The 17,966-nt window shown below is 65.3% G+C and carries 14 protein-coding genes and 1 pseudogene; 3 read left to right on the top strand and 12 right to left on the bottom strand.

Features of this window, described 5'->3' with window-relative positions; genetic code table 11:
- The first annotated feature begins 50 nt into the window (after positions 1-50).
- Positions 51-4,337, top strand: a complete 4,287-nt coding sequence (gene rpoC, locus A8V01_RS15590; protein ID WP_103096735.1) for a DNA-directed RNA polymerase subunit beta' — start codon at positions 51-53, stop codon at positions 4,335-4,337.
- Positions 4,338-4,512: 175 nt separating this feature from the next.
- Here rpoC and A8V01_RS15595 read toward each other — a convergent pair whose 3' ends face one another.
- From A8V01_RS15595 to A8V01_RS15615, 5 genes are all read right to left on the bottom strand, one after another.
- Positions 4,513-5,883, bottom strand: coding sequence for a carbohydrate porin (locus tag A8V01_RS15595; protein ID WP_146037282.1), 1,371 nt, complete (start codon positions 5,881-5,883; stop codon positions 4,513-4,515).
- A gap of 125 nt (positions 5,884-6,008) precedes the next feature.
- Positions 6,009-6,884, bottom strand: a complete 876-nt coding sequence (locus A8V01_RS15600; RefSeq protein WP_103096737.1) for an NAD(P)-dependent oxidoreductase — start codon at positions 6,882-6,884, stop codon at positions 6,009-6,011.
- A gap of 13 nt (positions 6,885-6,897) precedes the next feature.
- A complete protein-coding gene (locus A8V01_RS15605; protein ID WP_245892576.1) occupies positions 6,898-8,214 on the bottom strand; it encodes an MFS transporter in 1,317 nt (438 codons plus the stop codon).
- A 104-nt stretch (positions 8,215-8,318) separates the two neighbouring features.
- Positions 8,319-9,326: a transketolase family protein gene (locus A8V01_RS15610; protein WP_103096739.1), complete on the bottom strand. Its 1,008-nt coding sequence runs from the start codon at positions 9,324-9,326 to the stop codon at positions 8,319-8,321.
- A gap of 33 nt (positions 9,327-9,359) precedes the next feature.
- Positions 9,360-10,217 (bottom strand): transketolase, encoded by an 858-nt coding sequence (locus tag A8V01_RS15615; RefSeq protein WP_103096740.1) that lies wholly within the window; start codon positions 10,215-10,217, stop codon positions 9,360-9,362.
- A 163-nt stretch (positions 10,218-10,380) separates the two neighbouring features.
- Here A8V01_RS15615 and A8V01_RS15620 point away from each other — a divergent pair, with 163 nt between their 5' ends.
- Positions 10,381-11,250 carry a LysR substrate-binding domain-containing protein gene (locus A8V01_RS15620; RefSeq protein ID WP_103096741.1) on the top strand — a complete coding sequence of 290 codons (870 nt, stop codon included), beginning with the start codon at positions 10,381-10,383 and terminating at the stop codon, positions 11,248-11,250.
- A gap of 3 nt (positions 11,251-11,253) precedes the next feature.
- Here the strand turns inward: A8V01_RS15620 and ispG are convergent, their stop codons facing one another.
- Complete coding sequence (gene ispG / locus A8V01_RS15625) at positions 11,254-12,384, bottom strand: flavodoxin-dependent (E)-4-hydroxy-3-methylbut-2-enyl-diphosphate synthase (protein WP_103096742.1); 1,131 nt, start codon at positions 12,382-12,384, stop codon at positions 11,254-11,256.
- An 88-nt stretch (positions 12,385-12,472) separates the two neighbouring features.
- Here ispG and A8V01_RS15630 point away from each other — a divergent pair, with 88 nt between their 5' ends.
- Positions 12,473-13,495 (top strand): zinc transporter ZntB, encoded by a 1,023-nt coding sequence (locus A8V01_RS15630; RefSeq protein WP_103096743.1) that lies wholly within the window; start codon positions 12,473-12,475, stop codon positions 13,493-13,495.
- Between the two features lie 4 nt (positions 13,496-13,499).
- On the opposite strand, the gene A8V01_RS15635 is transcribed toward A8V01_RS15630, so the two are convergent.
- The 6 genes and pseudogenes from A8V01_RS15635 to A8V01_RS15660 all read right to left on the bottom strand — a co-directional run.
- Entirely contained in the window at positions 13,500-14,012 is a 513-nt protein-coding gene (locus A8V01_RS15635; RefSeq protein WP_103096744.1) for a GNAT family N-acetyltransferase, read from the bottom strand.
- Positions 14,012-14,473 (bottom strand): GNAT family N-acetyltransferase, encoded by a 462-nt coding sequence (locus A8V01_RS15640; RefSeq protein WP_103096745.1) that lies wholly within the window; start codon positions 14,471-14,473, stop codon positions 14,012-14,014. Before A8V01_RS15640 ends, A8V01_RS15635 begins: the two co-directional genes overlap by 1 nt.
- 3 nt (positions 14,474-14,476) lie before the next feature.
- A complete protein-coding gene (locus tag A8V01_RS15645) occupies positions 14,477-15,406 on the bottom strand; it encodes an RDD family protein (protein ID WP_103096746.1) in 930 nt (309 codons plus the stop codon).
- Positions 15,403-16,434 carry a stage II sporulation protein M gene (locus A8V01_RS15650; protein WP_103096747.1) on the bottom strand — a complete coding sequence of 344 codons (1,032 nt, stop codon included), beginning with the start codon at positions 16,432-16,434 and terminating at the stop codon, positions 15,403-15,405. Before A8V01_RS15650 ends, A8V01_RS15645 begins: the two co-directional genes overlap by 4 nt.
- A complete protein-coding gene (locus A8V01_RS15655) occupies positions 16,431-17,759 on the bottom strand; it encodes a DUF58 domain-containing protein (RefSeq protein ID WP_103096748.1) in 1,329 nt (442 codons plus the stop codon). The genes A8V01_RS15650 and A8V01_RS15655 overlap by 4 nt, the downstream gene beginning before the upstream one ends.
- Positions 17,760-17,763: 4 nt before the next feature.
- A pseudogene (locus tag A8V01_RS15660) lies at positions 17,764-17,966 on the bottom strand (AAA family ATPase); the annotation flags it as partial.

The following is a 17,966-nucleotide window of genomic DNA, read 5'->3' on the forward strand; positions in this document are numbered from 1 at the left end:
CCCACTCCTCCCCGCCCAGACAAGAATTCACCCTCTAGAGGGATAAAACTATGAACGACCTGACCAAGTTCACGAACCAGATGGCCAAGCCCGAGACGTTCGACCAGATCCAGATCGGACTGGCGAGCCCCGAGCGCATCCGCTCCTGGTCCTTCGGCGAAATCAAGAAGCCGGAAACCATCAACTACCGCACGTTCAAGCCCGAGCGTGACGGCCTGTTCTGCGCCCGCATCTTCGGCCCCGTGAAGGACTACGAGTGCCTGTGCGGCAAGTACAAGCGCATGAAGTACAAGGGCGTCGTCTGCGAAAAGTGCGGCGTCGAAGTCACCGTCACCAAGGTGCGCCGCGAGCGCATGGGCCACATCGAACTGGCCGCGCCGGTCGCGCACATCTGGTTCCTCAAGTCGCTGCCTTCGCGCATCGGCCTACTGCTCGACATGCAGCTCAAGCTGCTTGAGCGCGTCCTGTACTTCGAGAGCTACATCGTCATCGAGCCGGGCCTGACCCCGCTCGAGAAGTACCAGCTGCTGACCGAAGACGAGATGCTCGACGCGCAGGACGAGTATGGCGAAGACGCCTTCTCGGCCGGCATCGGCGCCGAGGCCGTCAAGCACATGCTGATGAACCTCGACCTCGAACAGGAGCGCGCGGATCTGCTTCAGGAACTTGAGACGACAAAGTCGGAACTCAAGCCCAAGAAGATCATCAAGCGTCTCAAGGTCGTGGAATCGTTCATCGATTCGGGCAACCGCCCCGAGTGGATGATCCTCGACGTCGTGCCGGTCATCCCGCCCGAACTGCGCCCGCTGGTGCCGCTGGACGGTGGCCGCTTCGCGACTTCGGACCTCAACGACCTGTATCGCCGCGTCATCAACCGCAACAACCGCCTGAAGCGCCTGATCGAACTGCGCGCGCCGGACATCATCGTGCGCAACGAAAAGCGCATGCTGCAGGAAGCCGTCGACGCCCTGTTCGACAACGGCCGCCGCGGCCGCGTCATCACCGGCGCCAACAAGCGTCCGCTGAAGTCGCTGTCCGACATGCTCAAGGGCAAGCAGGGCCGCTTCCGTCAGAACCTGCTCGGCAAGCGCGTCGACTATTCGGGCCGTTCGGTCATCGTGACCGGCCCGGAACTCAAGCTGCACCAGTGCGGCCTGCCCAAGAAGATGGCGCTCGAACTGTTCAAGCCGTTCATCTACGCCCGTCTGGACGCCAAGGGTCTTTCGATGACCCTGAAGCAGGCCAAGAAGTGGGTCGAAAAGGAACGCAAGGAAGTCTGGGACATCCTCGACGAAGTCATTCGCGAGCACCCGGTCATGCTGAACCGCGCGCCGACGCTGCACCGTCTGGGCATCCAGGCGTTCGAGCCGGTCCTCATCGAAGGCAAGGCGATCCAGCTGCACCCGCTCGTCTGCTCGGCCTTCAACGCCGACTTCGACGGTGACCAGATGGCCGTCCACGTTCCGCTCTCGCTGGAAGCCCAGCTCGAAGCGCGCGTGCTGATGATGTCGACCAACAACATCCTCTCGCCCGCAAACGGCAAGCCGATCATCGTGCCTTCGCAGGACATGATCCTGGGCCTCTACTACCTCTCGCTGGATCGCACCGGCGAGCCGGGCGAAGGCATGAAGTTCGCCGACATGGCCGAAGTGCATCAGGCGCTGCACGTCGGTGCGGTGACCCTGCACTCGAAGATCGAAGCCCGCGTGCCGCAGACCGACGAGAACGGTCAGCAGTACATGAAGCGCTTCGAAACCACGCCGGGCCGCATGCTGCTGGGCGAATGCCTGCCCAAGTCGCACACGGTGCCCTTCGACGTCGTCAACCGCCTTCTCACCAAGAAGGAAATCGGTGACGTCATCGATCAGGTCTACCGTCACACCGGCCAGAAGGACACGGTGCTGTTCGCCGACGCGATCATGTCGCTGGGCTTCCGCAACGCGTTCAAGGCAGGCATCTCCTTCGGCAAGGATGACATGATCATCCCGGACTCGAAGGAAGCCCTCGTGAACGAGACCAAGGAACTGGTTGCCGACTACGAGCAGCAGTACCAGGACGGTCTGATCACCCAGCAGGAGAAGTACAACAAGGTGATCGACGCCTGGAGCCGCTGCGGCGACCAGGTGGCGAACGCCATGATGGACGAGATCAAGGCCCAGCCGATCGACCCCGAAACCGGCCGCATGGCACAGATCAACTCGATCTACATGATGAGCCACTCGGGTGCGCGTGGTAGCCCGGCGCAGATGAAGCAGCTTGCCGGTATGCGCGGCCTCATGGCCAAGCCGTCGGGCGAGATCATCGAAACGCCGATCATCTCGAACTTCAAGGAAGGTCTGACCGTTCTTGAATACTTCAACTCGACCCACGGTGCTCGTAAGGGCCTGGCGGATACGGCGCTCAAGACGGCAAACTCGGGTTACCTGACCCGCCGTCTGGTCGACGTGTCGCAGGACTGCGTCGTCGTTGTCGATGACTGCGGCACCGACCGTGCGCTGGAAATGCGCTCGATCGTGCAGGGTGGTTCGGTGATCGCCTCGCTTGCCGAGCGTATCTTGGGCCGTACCCTGGCCGAAGACATCGTCGACAAGGAAGGCAACGTCATCGCGACCAAGGGCCAACTCCTCGACGAAGCCGCCGTGGCTGCGATCGAAGTGACGGGCCTGCAGTCGGCGCGTATCCGTTCGCCGCTGATCTGCGAAGCTACCCAAGGCGTCTGCGGCACCTGCTACGGCCGTGACCTTGCTCGCGGTACGCCGGTGAATATCGGTGAAGCCGTCGGCGTCATCGCAGCGCAGTCGATCGGTGAACCGGGCACGCAGCTGACCATGCGTACCTTCCACATCGGCGGTGCGGCGCAGTTGAACGAAACCTCGCACCTCGAAGCGATCAGCGCGGGCCATGTCGAATACCGCGACATCCCGACGATCGTGGACAAGCGTGGCCGTACCCTGTCGCTGGCTCGCAACGGCGAGATCGTGCTGTTCGACACCGAAGGCCGCGAACGTGCACTGCACCGCGTCCCTTACGGTACGGTGCTGCTGCACAAGAACGGCGCCAAGGTCGAACAGGGCGAACGCCTGGCCGAGTGGGATCCGTTCACCCTGCCGATCATCACCGAGACTTCGGGTATCATCAAGTATCAGGACCTGATCGACACCCGCACCCTGACCGAGCACGTCGATGACGCCACCGGCATGACCAGCCGCGTCGTCACCGAGGACCGTTCGACAGCCCGCGCCAAGAAGAAGGAAGACCTGCGTCCGCGCATCACCCTTCTCGACGACGCGAGCGGCGAATCGGCCCGCTACATGCTGGCTCCGGGCACCACGCTCTCGGTCGAGGACGGCCAGATGGTCGAAGCGGGCGACATCGTCGCACGTGCCAGCCGCGAAGCTGCCAAGACCCGCGACATCACCGGTGGTCTGCCGCGCGTTGCCGAACTGTTCGAAGCTCGCAAGCCGAAGGACAACGCGGTCATCGCCAAGGTTTCCGGCCGCGTCGAATTCGTCCGTGACTACAAGGCCAAGCGCAAGATCGCGATCATCCCGGAAGAGGGTGATCCGGTGGAGTACCTGATCCCGAAGTCGAAGGTCGTCGACGTTCAGGAAGGCGACTGGGTCAAGAAGGGCGACAACCTGGTTTCGGGCTCGCCCGATCCGCACGACATCCTGGAAGTCCTCGGCGTGGAAGCGCTGGCGGAATATCTGGTTGCGGAAATCCAGGAAGTCTACCGCTTGCAGGGCGTGAAGATCAACGACAAGCACATCGAGGTGATCGTTCGCCAAATGCTGCAGAAGGTCGAGATCACTGACGGCGGCGACACCACGCTGCTGGCGGCCGAGCAGGTCGACTACGAGGAAATGGCCGAGATCAACGGCAAGCTTCCCGAGGGCAAGCGCCCTGCGGTGGGCAAGCCGGTGCTGCTGGGCATCACCAAGGCCTCGTTGCAGACCCGCTCGTTCATCTCGGCGGCGTCGTTCCAGGAAACCACCCGCGTGCTCACGCAGGCGGCGGTCGAGGGCAAGAAGGACTCGCTGATCGGTCTCAAGGAGAACGTCATCGTCGGTCGCCTGATCCCGGCCGGTACTGGTGCAGGCATGAACCGCGTGCGCGTGGCGGCTTCCAGCCGTGACGCGGCCCTTCGTGCGGCAACCCGCCGCATGCAGGAGGCCATGATCCTCGCCAACACGGCCGAGGAAGAGCACAAGGCCGAACTGGCGCGCGATCCGGCCGACGATCTGGGCGACAGCCCGCTGGCGGCAGTCGAGGGCGAGACCCACGGCACCGACGCCGACGCCGGCGATTATCTGCTGAAGGGTGATGAGGCCGAATAGGCCTCGCGCCTGACGGCCAAAGAAAAGCCCCGCCGGAGCGATCCGGCGGGGCTTTTTCTTTGAGCTGCCCATGCGGTTGCATCAGGCCCGTCTCGCTGGATTTCAGCGCGATGCCGACCACGCCGAACTTCCTGCGTGCTACGTTCCCCCGCAATGAGCCACGGCACTTGCGGCCTCAGAAGTTGGCGAAGATCCCTGTACCCGCGACAAGCACGTTCTTCGCGCCCTGACGGCCGCCCGGATTGATGTACCACTGAAGGTTCGGGCGGAGGCTGAGCCCAGGCATCAGCGCGATCGAATAGTTCGCCTCGATCGCGTATTCGTTCCTGCGCGGCTCCAGGTCTTCGCCCAGCGCCTCGTTGCGGGCCAGCTGCAGGTCGCGCAAGTTGCGGTTGATCCGCGACCGGCCCACGGCAAGGCCGATCTGGTCCTTGGGGCGGCCGGGAATCAGGCCCGAATAGGTGACCCCGGCGGTGATTACATTGACCAGCTTGTTGGTGCGATGATCCGCGCCGACGAAGTTGAAGAAAGCCTCCAGCCCGCCGGCCCCTTCGGAATCGGCGGCAAGCAGCTGCTGGCGCGCAACGGCGTAGATGCTGGCCCGGCCGCGTTCACGTGCCAGCGGGTCGCCCGTCAGTTCGGCGAAACCACCGTTTTCATCGTAGACGAGATTGTCACTCTTCGATGTGTCGAAAAAGGCGCCGATCTTGTAGGTGCCCGCCAGCTTCGGATTGCCGCCCAGCTTCACGTCGAACCCGCGCTCCACGGCGACGAAGGCGCCCTTGCCGCCCTTGAAGCCCATGTAGAAACCCTTGTTCTGCGGGAACACATTGTCGTTGCGCTGGTAAACGCCGACCATCGTATAGCCCAGATTGTCCTTCACCTTCACCCGGCCGCCCCAGGTGGTGACGGGGAAGTTGTACCAGTAGTTGAAGCTGGTGTGCCCCGGCACGACCCCGCAGAAGTAGAGGCTCTGGAAGTGGCAGGTGGTCGATCCGAAATCCTCGCCCATCGACACCTTGCCCAGCTTGATCTCCGCCGGGCCCAGCTTCTGCTGATACCACAGGCCCGCCAGCCGCCAGATCTGCCCGGCGCCGAACACGCCCTGCGGGTACTGCAGCAAGTCCAGCCCGTTGGTGTCATTGATGTTGTTACCGTGGCGATTGGTGACGGCGGCGCGGAACGTGCCGCCCTCGATCCCGGCGATCTTGGCCATGTCGAAATCGAGGCTGGCGCCCAGCTGCCCGGCGTACTGCGCCTCCTTGCTAGTGCCCGAATTGAGGTTGCCCGCAACGAAGCCGATATAGCTGACGGTGGGCTTGATGCCGACATCCTCAAGCGAGGTGCGAATACCGGCCCAGTCGCCCAGCAAATGCGGCTGATCAGCCGGAGCGGAAGCAGCGGCGGTCTTCGGGCCGGCGCGTTCCAGCGGTTCGGACTGCCTGGGCGTGGTTTCGGTGGACCATGTCTGGTCCTTGGTATCCCTTGCGGCGACCTGCACGACCTCGATCGAGGGCGGCGGCGGGGGGAGTGTGGCTGCGGGCAATTCAGTGTCCTCTCGGATAGGCGCAGCGGGCCGCTCGCCGGACGCATGAGGCGCGCCCGGCGGCGTGCCGGTGGTTCCGGCAGCCCGTCTCAGCGTGGATTAGGGGTTAGGGCGAGCTTGCGCGCTCAGGCCCCGTTGAGCAGGTCGTAGGCGCGGATCACCTGGCTATCGTCGACGGTGCCGTCGCCGCGTCCCGAAGTGCTCAGGAAGAACTGGTGGGCCAGTGCTGCCAGCGGGGTCGCTGCCTTGGCACCGCGCCCGGCCTCCAGCACAAGGCCGAGATCCTTGACGAAAATGTCGATGGCGCTCGTGACTTCGGGTTCGGCCTGCAGCATGCGCGGGCCGCGATCGCCCAGCATCCAGCTGGCCGCCGCCGATCCGCCAAGTATCTCCAGCGCCAGCGCGGGATCGACGCCGACCTGCTTTGCCAGCGCCAGCGCTTCGGCAGCGGCGGCGATGTGAACGCCGCACAACAGCTGATTGACGACCTTCACCGCCGACCCCTGCCCCGCGTTCTGGCCGACATGGAACAGCTTGCCGCCGACACCCGACAGCACCGGGTTCAGCTCGGCGAACAGCTCATCCGAACAGGCGACCATCATCGACAGCGACCCGGCCTTGGCCCCCGCCGTGCCGCCCGAAACCGGCGCATCGACGAAGCGGCGGCCAGCCGCCTCTACTTCCGATGCGATGGCGGCGACTTCCATCGGCGGGCAGGTGGCCGTCAGCAGGACCACGCGGCCTTCGGGCAGCGCCGCCAGCGCGCCGCCGTCGAACAGGACCGAGCGGGCCTGCGCGGCATTGACCACCATCAGCATCAGCACGTCGGCTTCCGTGGCTGCGCCCGCTGCGCTGGTGGCGGAGGAACCGCCGGCCTTGACCAGTTCCTCCATCGGTTCGGTGCGCAAATCGAAGCCGGTGACCGTATGGCCCGCTTTCAGGAGGTTGAGGGCCATCGGCATGCCCATGGCGCCCAGGCCGACGAATGCTACCTTGCTCATTGTATCAAATTCCTCAGCGATTGACCTGACGGGCGGGGATCAGCAGCACCAGGGCCACGCCGATCAGTTCGACCGCGGTGATGGTGTAGAGCCCGGCCGACAGCGACTTGGTGGCATCCACCACCCAGCCGATGACGAATGGCGAAACAAAGCCCGCGACATTGCCGATCGCGTTGATCGCGCCGATGCCTGCCGCCGCCCAGACGCCGCCGAGGAAGGCAGGCGGGATCGACCAGAACTGCGCGGTCTGGGTCAGCAGGCCCGCCGTCGCGAACGAGAGGATCAGCACCGAGAGCGGCAGGTTGCCAATCGCCAGCGGCGAGAGCGCAAGGGCGATCGCGCCCATCGCCATCGGCAGCATCAGGTGGAAGCGGCGCTCGCGGCGCAAGTCGGCGCTGCGGGCAAGGACAAGGATGACGACGACCGCGAACAGGAACGGGATCGCGCTGATCAGGCCGTTCTCCAGCGGATCGGTGACGCCCGCCGCCTTCACCATCGTAGGCAGCCAGAACGAGATCGCGTACTGCCCCATGACGATGCAGAAATAGAGCAGGCTGAGCAGCCACAGGCGCTTGTCGGCCAGGAACTGGCGGACCGACATGTGCGCGGTCTTCTCGCGGTTGTCCTCGGCCAGATCGGCCGCGATCATGCGCTTGTCCTCGGCGGTCAGCCAGTCGACGTCGGCCGGGCGGTTGGGCAGCATCCAGAACGTGGCGATACCGGCGATTAGGGCGGGGATCGCTTCGAGCAGGAACAGCCAGCGCCAGCCGCCCCAGCCCGAGGCGCCATGGAAGGTGTCCATGATCCAGCCCGACAGCGGCGAACCCAGAACGCCCGAGATCGGAATGGCGATGAAGAAGATCGACATCGCGCGCGACCGGCGGGCCGAAGGGAACCAGTAGGTGACGTAGAGCAGCACCCCCGGCGCGAACCCGGCTTCGGCAAGGCCCAGCAGGAATCGCAGGATGTAGAAGTGCATCGGCGTCTGCGCGAAGGCGAACAGGCCGGAGATGATACCCCAGGTAATCATGATCCGCGCGATCCACAGCCGCGCGCCGACCTTGTGCATGATCAGGTTGCTCGGCACCTCGAACAGCGCATAGCCGATGAAGAAGATGCCCGCGCCAAGCCCGTAGACGTATTCGCTGAGGCCCAGTTCGTCCGCCATCTGCAGCTTCGCGAAGCCAACGTTTACCCGGTCTAGGTACGCGGCGAAGAAGCAGAAGAACAGGAACGGCATCAGGCGCCAGGTGATCCTGGCATAGACCTTTTCGCGCCGTTCGTCCTTCACCACGGGAACGTCCCGCGGCATCTCGGTTGCGAGACTCACAGCCTCTCTCCTTTTATGTTCTTTTCAGTTCTGTTGGCGGGAGCGCATCTTCGACCGGTGGGAGGAACGGCCGGGATGCGCTCCCGTTGCGACCCGGAAGGAACTCAGCCCAGCCAGGAAAGGGTTCGGGCCACGACCTGATCGGTCGAGATGCCATAGCGGTCGTGCAGGGTGGGCAGCGCGCCCGCATCAAGGAACTTGTCGGGCAGGCCGATCTGGCGGAAGCCCGAAGGCACCGTGCCGCTGCCGAGCAGGCAGGCGGCAACCGCTTCGCCCAGGCCGCCGATCACCGAATGGTTCTCTGCCACCACGACCAGGCGGCCGGGCTTCGCGGCGACCGCTTCGATGATGGTCTTTTCGTCGAGCGGCTTGATCGTCGGGCAGTGGAGCACGGCGGCTTCCACCTTGTCGGCACGCAGGCGGTCTGCGGCCTCCAGAGCCCGCATGGTCATCAGACCAGATGAGATGAACAACACGTCCGCCCCATCCCGCAGCATCTTCGCCTTGCCGAGTTCGAATTTGTAATCGTACTCGTCAAGCACCGCCGGCACCTTGCCGCGCAGCAGGCGCATGTAGACAGCACCCTTGTGGTCGGAGATCTGCGGCACGGCCTGCTCGATATCGATCGCGTCGCACGGGTCGACGATGGTCAGGTCCGGCATGCCGCGGAAGATCGCCAGATCCTCGGTCGCCTGGTGAGAAGGTCCGTAGCCGGTGGTGAGGCCGGGCAGCGCACAGCACACCTTCACGTCCAGCCCCTCCTCGGCGATGGCAAGACACAGGAAGTCGTAGGCGCGGCGGGCAGCGAAGACGGCATAGGTCGTCAGCCAGGGCTGGAAACCCTCGCGCGCCATACCCGCGCCCGACATCATCAGGAGCTGTTCGGCCATACCCATCTGGTAGAACCGGTCAGGGTGATTAGCCGCAAAGATGTGCAGGTCGGTGTACTTGGCAAGGTCGGCGGACATGCCGACGATGTTCTGCTTCGTCTCGGCCAGCTTCGAGAGCGCGTGGCCGAACGGGGCGGAGACGGTGCGCTGGCCCTCGGCGGCGATCGAGGCGATCATCGCCGAAGTCTTCAGGCGCGGTTTAGCGGGTGCTTCAACGGACATGAGGCAGGATCTTTCGTAAATCGGAGGGCAGGATCAGGCGGTCGCAGCGGCGTAGCCGGCGTCCAGCACATCGATGGCCTTGTCCCATTCGTCTTCGTCGACGCGGATGAAGTGCGTCTTCTCACGGGCTTCCAGGAACGGCACGCCGCGCCCCATCAGAGTGTCGGCCACGATCACGCGGGGGCGCGGATCGTCCAGTTCGCGGGCCTTGTCGAACGCCTCGACCAGCGCTTCCATGTCATTGCCGTTGACGAACTGTGCGTGCCAGCCGAAGGCGGCGAACTTGGCGGCGATATCGCCCATGCCCAGCACCTGCGTGGAAGGACCGTCGGCTTGCTGGTTGTTGAAGTCGACGATCGTGATGAGGTTGTCGAGCTTCCAGTGCGCGGCGGAAGCGGCGGCTTCCCAGGTCGATCCCTCGCCCAGTTCACCGTCCGACATCAGGTTGTAGACGAACTGCCCGGTGCCCTTGCGCTTGAGGCCGAGGCCCATGCCGACCGCGATGCCAAGACCCTGTCCCAGCGAACCGCCCGAGATTTCCATGCCCGGCGTGTACGAAGCCATGCCCGACATCGGCAGGCGGCTGTCATCCGAACCGTAAGTTTCCAGTTCCTCAAGCGGGATCACCCCCGCCTCGATCAGCGCGGCGTAAAGCGCGATGGCATAGTGACCGATGGACAGCAGGAAGCGATCGCGACCTTCCCACTCCGGCTCGCCGGGGCGGTAGGTCAGTGCGCGGAAGTACGAGACGGCGAGCACGTCGGCGACGCCCAGCGCCTGCCCGACATAGCCCTGCCCCTGCACCTGCCCCATCTTCAGCGCATGGCGACGGATGTTGTAGGCACGGCGGGAAAGCTCCTCTACCGGCATGTTGGTTGCGGAAACGGTCATCAATTCTCCTCACGACGCGAGGAGATGCCTTTGGCCCCGGTCTGCGGGCGCTTAGTGCGATCCTCTCGACGTCAGTTTTTTCTGATCTGTTGCCGCTTTATCAATCGCACATGCATCTATGACAAATGGACGTTTCTCTCTATAAGGTGACTGAGATTCACCCATGCCGATCGCGTTACAGCCTCTCAGCGTCTTCGAAGCCGCTGCCCGTCAGGGCTCATTCCGTCAGGCCGCCGACGAACTTGGCCTCACGCCCAGCGCGGTCAGCCATGCGATCACCAAGCTGGAGAACAGCCTTGGCACCCGCCTGTTCGACCGCAGCTTGCGGCAGGTGAAGCTGAGCGCGGACGGCGAAGCGCTCTATCGCCATGTCGCTGCCGGGTTCGTGGAAATCCGGCGCGGGCTGGAGGAGGTCTCGGCCCGACGCGCGCGTTTCCTGCGTCTTCACGCGGCTCCCAGCTTCGCGGCCTTGTGGCTGACCCCGCGCCTGCCCGCCTTCCTCGACAACCATCCCGGCATGGATATCCGCATCACCGCTAGCACCGACTATTCACGCTTCGCCGCCGATGAAGTGGATGCGGATATCGTCAACGGCCCGCCGCTGCCCGGTCCGGTCAAGGCGATCCCGCTGGGGGAAGAGGACGTGACGGTGCTCTGCACGCCGCAGATGGCGGCATCCATCACCTGCGCGGCGGACGTCATGGCGCTGCCGCTGATCAACGGCGATCGCAACCGGGTGACATGGGCGCGCTGGGCGCAGCTTGCCGGTGTTCCCGCGCCGACAGCCTATGCGATGCGTTTCGACCGCAGCTTCATGGTGATCGCCACCGCCGCCAACGGCCTTGGCGTCGCGCTTGAATCGACGCGCCTTGCCCAGCGCGAACTGGCCGAGGGTAGACTGGTCGCGGCTTTACCCGGATGCACGATCCGGGAGACTCTGCACTCGCTGGTCTATCCGCTGATCCACGCCGACCGCCCGATCATCCGGGCGTTCGAAACGTGGCTGCTGGCGGAACTCGAAAGCTCCGGCTGAAAATCACTCTGCCGCGACGGCTTCCTGCGCGGCATTGGCGGCCTCGATCTCGGCTGCCTTGGCTTCCACGAGGCTGACGATGTGGTCGAGCATGGTTTCACTCTGCACGGTATGATCAGTCACGCCTGACAGGTAGACCATGTGCTTGCCGTTGCCGCCGCCGGTAAGGCCGATGTCGGTTTCCCGCGCTTCGCCGGGGCCGTTGACCACGCAGCCCAGCACCGAAAGCGAAAGCGGCGTCTTGATGTGCTGCAGGCGTTCTTCCAGCGCTTCCACCGTGCGGATCACGTCGAAACCCTGACGCGCGCAGCTGGGGCAGGACACCACGCGAACGCCGCGCGTGCGCAGGCCCAGCGCCTTGAGCATCTCGAAACCAACGCGCACTTCCTCTTCCGGCTCGGCCGAAAGAGAAACGCGCAAGGTGTCGCCGATGCCGGACCAGAGCAGCATGCCCATGCCGATCGAGGACTTGACGGTGCCGCCGATCAGGCCGCCCGCCTCGGTGATGCCAAGGTGCAGCGGGCAGTCCACCGCGTCCGCCAGCCCCTGATAGGCGGCGACGGCCAGGAACACGTCGCTGGCCTTCACTGCCACCTTGTATTCGTGGAAGTCGTGGTCCTGCAGCAGTTTGATGTGATCCATCGCCGATTCGACCAGCGCTTCGGGGCAAGGCTCGCCGTACTTCTCCAGCAGGTGCCTTTCGAGGCTGCCCGCATTCACGCCGATGCGGATCGCGCAGCCGTTGGCTTTGGCCGCGCGCACCACTTCGGCCACGCGGTCTGACGAGCCGATGTTGCCGGGGTTGATGCGCAGGCAGGCCGCGCCCGCATCCGCCGCTTCGAGCGCGCGCTTGTAGTGGAAATGGATGTCCGCGATCAGCGGCACACGGGCCTCGCGCGCGATCTCGCGGAAGGCCGCCGTGCTCTCCACGTCAGGGCAGGAGACGCGGATCAGATCGGCCCCGGCATCCTCGCAGCGGCGGATCTGATCGATCGTCGCCTTCGCGTCGGACGTCAGGGTGTTGGTCATGGTCTGGACCGTAATCGGCGCATCGCCGCCGACGGGGACACTGCCGACCATGATCTGGCGGCTCTTGCGGCGCTCGATATCGCGCCATGGACGAACGGAAGACATGGTCCCTCTATAGGCGCTTGAGGCTGCGGATTGAAGACGATTTGCGCCGCTCTGGAGACTTCCGCCGATTTCGGGCATTCACCCCTGCATGACGGTCCATGCCAGCGCCAAGCCCCTGACTGACGACGATACCTGCGAACTCCCCCTGCTGTTCGGGCGCGTGCTTGACGGGCGCGGCGGCGCGCGGGTGGTCGACTGGAAGGAAGCCCAGCGCTGGAGCCCCGGCGTCGAGGGCGAAGTGCTGTGGATTCACCTGCTGCGCACGCACCCCGGCGTGCAGGAATGGCTGGAAACCCATTGCGCAATTCCAGAGCCCACCGCCGAACTGCTGACCAGTGACGCCAGCCGCCCCCGCGCCTTCCGCGAAGGACAGACGCTGGTGGCGACACTGCGCGGGATCAACTTCAACCCCGGTGCCGCGCCCGAAGACATGCTTTCGCTGCAGCTGTGGAGCGATGGCCACCGCGTCGTCACCTTGCGCCGCGCCCCGCTGCAGACGCCGCGCCTCGTCGCGGACGACCTCGACGGCGGCGACGGGCCGGAAGACGCCGGTGCCCTGATCACCGCGCTGACCGAGCACCTGATCGACCGCATGAGCCACGCCATCGTCGACATGAACGCGGTAATCGACGACCTTGAGGACGAGACGACCGAGAACGCCCCGGAGGAGACGCTCGACAAGATCGTGACGATCCGCCGCAACTGCCTGGCCCTGAAGCGCCACATGTCGCCCCAGCACGAAGCGCTCATGGCGATCTCTACCGGCGCGCCCGGCTGGTTCGAGGAACATGACCGGCGCGAGATCGCCGAATCGATCGCCCGCCTGCGCCGCTATCTCGACGATCTGGACATCAGCAAGGAATCGGCGGTGGTGCTGCAGGACGATATCCGCGCCCGTGCGGCGGCGAACAGCCAGCGCACGCAATATGTACTGGCAGTGGTCGCCGGGGTATTCCTGCCGCTGACCTTCATCACCGGGCTGCTGGGCATCAACGTGGGCGACATTCCACTTTCGCAGCAGGGTTCCCACGGCTTCTGGATCATCGCCGGGCTCTGCGCCGCGATCCTTGGCGTGGAGATCATCCTGCTGCGGCGGTTGAAGTGGTTCTGACGTTCTAGAGCAGCTTCGCGAACAGGAATTCCTCGTCCCGCTGTTCGCCGACCATGAAATGGATATCGGCGACTTTCGCGAAGCCGTAGCGCGCATAGAACTTCTGCGCGCCGGGGTTCTCCGAATAGACCGACAGCTGGATTTCGCCTGCCCCGAATGCCGCCGCTTCCTCCATCGCCCGGTCCATCAGCGCCGCGCCGATACCCTGCCCGGTCGCCTCGGGCGCGGTGTAGAGCTGCTTGAGTTCAATCACCGTCGCCGCCCGCGCATGTTCCGGCCAGCCGCAGATCATAACCAGCTTGCAATAGCCGAGCAGCCTTCCGTCCCGCTCCGCCACCATCACGCGCATCGCAGGGTCGGCGATCTCTTTCGCCACCTTTGCCTCGCTATGTGCATCGGCAAGGAAGTTGGCGAGGTTATCCGGCGTGTAGAGGTGCCCGAACTTGGCCACGAAGGCATCCGCGCCAAGCCGCGCCAGCGCGGCGGCATCAGTAAGGGCTGCGACGCGAAGGTCCATCACAGTTCCCTCGTCATGCAGATGGAGAAATCGTCGGAGACATAGTCCCCGAACGGCGGACACTCCACGAAGCCATGCGCGCGGTAGAGGCCGTGCGCTGGATGGAACGGCTCAGGCCGCCCGGTTTCAAGGCTGACGCGGGCATAGCCACGCGCGCGCGCCTCTTCCAGCAGGCGCAGCAGCAGTGCCTTGCCCACGCCTTTGCCGCGATATTCGGGCGCCGCGCGCATCGACTTGAGTTCGCCGTGCCCTTCGCAAAGGTGCTTGATCGCGCCGCACCCCGCCAGCACATCGCCATCCCAGGCAGAGAAGAATGTAACGTCCGGCTGGCGCAGCCGGGTGGCGGGCATGGCGTGGACGCTCTCGGGCGGGGACCAGCGGTGCATCTCGTCGAGATGGAACTGGAGCAGCGCCAGCACCGCATCGGCGGTGAGGTCATCGGGCCTGATGGTAATGTTCATGCTCTACTCTGCGTGCTTGTCGGCCTTGCGCCGCCCCATCCGCATGCCCGCTTCCAGCCGCGCCCGCAACTGGGTGTAGTAGTCCGAAAGGAAGCGCCGTTCCGTGCCCCAGCCGTCGTTGCGGCCGATTTTCTCGGCGATGGTCTGGTAAACCGTCTCCACCGCATCGGTCCGGTCCTCGCGCAATACGCGCTCCAGTGCCTGAAGCTCGAATTCGCCGTAAACAGCCAGTTCGTGCTCCTCGAAGCGGAACTGGAAACGCTCGGCCGCGCCGGATCCGGAGCCGGCCTCGGATGTGGTCATCGCCGCCTGCAGCTTCTGTTTCGGGCGTTCGAGCACCCAGCTGCCCGCGATCACATCCCCCGCGCGCAGGGCGTCGCGGTTGAACAGCGGGAACAGCAGGAAGATCGCCAGCCACCCCGCCGCCGCCAGCCAGGCCATGCCGTTATCCACCCCGGCCATGGCGATGAGCGGAATGGGCAGGAACATCTCGATATCGCGCAGAAGATTGCGGGCGATCACCATCTCTGCGGTCAAGCGCCCGCCGTCGCGCGCGGCGATGCGGATGCCGGTCATCCGCTTGCCGGGCGTCGCGCCTCTGGGGCCCAGTTCGAAAAAGAGGAAATAGGCGTTGCGGAACAGGAACATCGCCACGATCCACACGACGATCAGGAACTGCAGCGCCTGTGCTGCCACACCCTTGCCCTGCGCCATCTGGCCGATCTGCGCGGCGCCGCCCGCGATCTGCATCAGCGCCAGCGAAGTGCCCAGCATCAGCAGGAAGATGATGATGAGGTCGAGGATCAACGCCCCCACGCGCGCGCCCCGCCCCGCCACCGTGACCGGCAGCGCGATGCCTTCGGGCGTCACCAGCACGCGCTGCTTGCCTGCGCGGCCTTTATTCGTCCTTCGACGACGGGGCAGCCCCTTCATCGCCCGGCCCTTCCGCGGAAAGCGAAGAAGTAGGCGCTCCACGCCAGCAGCATGAACCCGCCCACGGTGAGACGAGCGGGGGTCTGGTCCACCAACTGGCGCGCAAAACCTTCGAGCAGTGCGGCAACGACCAGCATCAGCACCACCCCGACCATCACCACTGCCGCGCGGCGTCCGGCCTCTGCCGTGGCCGTCAGCACCGGACGGTTGCCGGGAAAGGCGATCGCGCGCCCGACATGCAGCCCCGCCGCGCCGGAAAGCAGGATCGCGAACAGTTCGGTCGTGCCGTGAATGCTGATCCACCCCGCGAAGTCAATCAGCAGCCCGGCCTTCCAATAGACCCAGCCCATCGCCCCCAGCCCCGCAAGGTTGTGGACCAGCAGCAGCAGCGAGGGGATGCCAAGCGCAAAGCCCAGCGCGAACGCAAGGATCGAGACTTGCGCATTGTTACTGAACAGCTGCGCAGCAAAAACGCTCATCCCCGCTTTCTCGGTATTGCCGAAGATCGTCCCGCGCAGCACTTCGGCGCTGGCGCCGGGAACCCGCTCGCCCGCCATTTCACGCCCCATCAGCGCGAAGTACCATTCAGGGTCGTGCGAAACGAGCAGCCAGCCGACTACCGTGCCCGCCACCATGACGAGCAGCGCGATCAGGATCTCGAAGCCGATGCCGCGCACCGCCCGGCTCCAGCCGCCGCCGAGGAACCCGCGCAGCCATTCCCACAACGAGGAGCGCGGGCCATAGACCACGAACCACGCCCGCTGCACCAGCGTTTCCAGATAGCCCAGCGTCGCCGCATCGAGCGAGGTTTCCCTTGCGATGGAGAGGCTGGAGGCGACGGTGCGGTAAAGGCCGGGCAGCGCCAGCAGGTCTTCGTCGGAGATGCCGCGCAGGCGCCCCTTTTCCATCCGCACGACGATGTTCTCAAGCCGCTGCCAGTCCGCCTCGCGCTCCAGCCGGAAGCGGTCCGAACGCAGCGCGGCGATTTCGATGGCAGCATTGGCGGCGCTGTTCGATATGGCGTTCATCCGATCGCTCCCGAGCGCTTGATGGCAAGGTAGGCGTCGATCAGCCGGGTGCCGATCTGCCGCCACGGCGCCTCGATCACGTCAACGCCGATCTGCCGCAGCCGCCGGGTAACCAGCGCACGCTGGCGCAACAACCCGTCCGCCGCCACCGCCATCGACAGCACTTCCATATCGTCAGGCTCTGCGGTGGAAAGCGTTTCCAGTTCCTCGTCCGTCATCGTCACGAACAGGACCACGTGGCGCGACACCAGCCGCCCGATACTCTCGATCATCAGTTCGGCGCTGGTGGGATCGGAGAAGTCTGAGAAGATCACGATCAGCGACCGCCGCTGCAACCGCCCCGCCAGCGTGGCAAGGGCAAGCGTGAAGTTGGGCTCTTCCGCGCGGTACTCCAGCCCCGCCGCCGCGCGCTGCAGGCGGTGGAAATCGCTGCTGGCGGTGACGAAGGGCGTCGCTACCTCGGGCCGCGATGCGAAGCCGAACAGCGAAACGCGGTCGCCCCCTTTCAGCGCCACGAAGGCGGTCGCCAGCGCGGCCGAGACGGCGCGATCAAGGCGCGGCATATCCGCGATCGGTTCGCACATCGCCTGCCCGCAATCGAAAGCGAAGACGATCTGGTTGTTGCGCTCCACCTCGTATTCCTTGGCATAGAGGTGGACGTGTCGAGCCGACGATTTCCAGTCGATCCGGCGGCGGTCCATGCCGGGCTGGTACTCCGCCAGCGATTCGAACTGCGTCCCCTCCCCCCGGATACGGCGGGCCAGCAAGCCGTACTGCGCATCTTTGAGGAAAGTCTGCAGGCTGGGCGAACGCACGGCGGCAACGTTGGGCCAGACCCGCACGGCTTCATCCAGCGGCCCCGCCAGTTGCCGCGCGCCCATGCCCAGCGGCCCGGTCCAGCGCAGCCATGCGCGCGTGACCTTGCCCGTGCCGCGCCGTGACGGAGTGAAACCGCCCGAACCGCGCCAGCCGCCGTCATCGGCGGACAACGGAAACACCAGCCGCCCGCCGGGCACCAGACGCGGATCGCATTCCAGGGCGAGGTCCATGCGCGACGGGTTCCCCGATCGCACGGACGCTTCGCCCGCCATCCGCCCCTCGGCGCCGACTTCGACATCGCCCGGCACGGTAACGCGAAAGTCCGCTACCCGGCCGCCCAGCAGGGCATCGACCACCACCAGAGCCAGCACCACCATCGCCGCCACCGGGGCGATCACCCACAAGGCCGGGCGCGCCGCCGCGATCACCAGCGCGATCGGTGCAATCGCCGCCAGCGTCACCACGGCGCGGGCAGTCGGTATGATCGAGGCGATGCGGACCTTCACCGGATCAGCGCGGCGCTTCGGTCTGCTCGACCAGCTGCGCAACGAGCGCCTCGACCTGCTTGCCCTCGATTTCGGCCGCCGGACTGAGCAGCAGGCGGTGGCGCAATACGGAAGTGGCCAGCGCCTTGACATCGTCAGGCACCACGTAGTCGCGCCCGTCAAGCGCGGCGCGGGCGCGGGCGGCGCCGGCCAGCAGCACGGCGGCGC

The organism is Novosphingobium guangzhouense (assembly GCF_002896965.1).
GTDB lineage: Bacteria > Pseudomonadota > Alphaproteobacteria > Sphingomonadales > Sphingomonadaceae > Novosphingobium > Novosphingobium guangzhouense.

Bases quoted from the DNA above. Each gene is read 5' to 3' on its own strand.
- A8V01_RS15620 (WP_103096741.1), top strand. From the start codon at position 10,381: ATGCCGATCGCGTTACAGCCTCTCAGCGTCTTCGAAGCCGCTGCCCGT.
- A8V01_RS15640 (WP_103096745.1), bottom strand. From the start codon at position 14,473: ATGAACATTACCATCAGGCCCGATGACCTCACCGCCGATGCGGTGCTG.
- A8V01_RS15600 (WP_103096737.1), bottom strand. From the start codon at position 6,884: ATGAGCAAGGTAGCATTCGTCGGCCTGGGCGCCATGGGCATGCCGATG.
- ispG (WP_103096742.1), bottom strand. From the start codon at position 12,384: ATGTCTTCCGTTCGTCCATGGCGCGATATCGAGCGCCGCAAGAGCCGC.
- A8V01_RS15630 (WP_103096743.1), top strand. From the start codon at position 12,473: ATGACGGTCCATGCCAGCGCCAAGCCCCTGACTGACGACGATACCTGC.
- A8V01_RS15615 (WP_103096740.1), bottom strand. From the start codon at position 10,217: ATGACCGTTTCCGCAACCAACATGCCGGTAGAGGAGCTTTCCCGCCGT.
- A8V01_RS15650 (WP_103096747.1), bottom strand. From the start codon at position 16,434: ATGAACGCCATATCGAACAGCGCCGCCAATGCTGCCATCGAAATCGCC.
- A8V01_RS15645 (WP_103096746.1), bottom strand. From the start codon at position 15,406: ATGAAGGGGCTGCCCCGTCGTCGAAGGACGAATAAAGGCCGCGCAGGC.
- A8V01_RS15610 (WP_103096739.1), bottom strand. From the start codon at position 9,326: ATGTCCGTTGAAGCACCCGCTAAACCGCGCCTGAAGACTTCGGCGATG.
- rpoC (WP_103096735.1), top strand. From the start codon at position 51: ATGAACGACCTGACCAAGTTCACGAACCAGATGGCCAAGCCCGAGACG.
- A8V01_RS15635 (WP_103096744.1), bottom strand. From the start codon at position 14,012: ATGGACCTTCGCGTCGCAGCCCTTACTGATGCCGCCGCGCTGGCGCGG.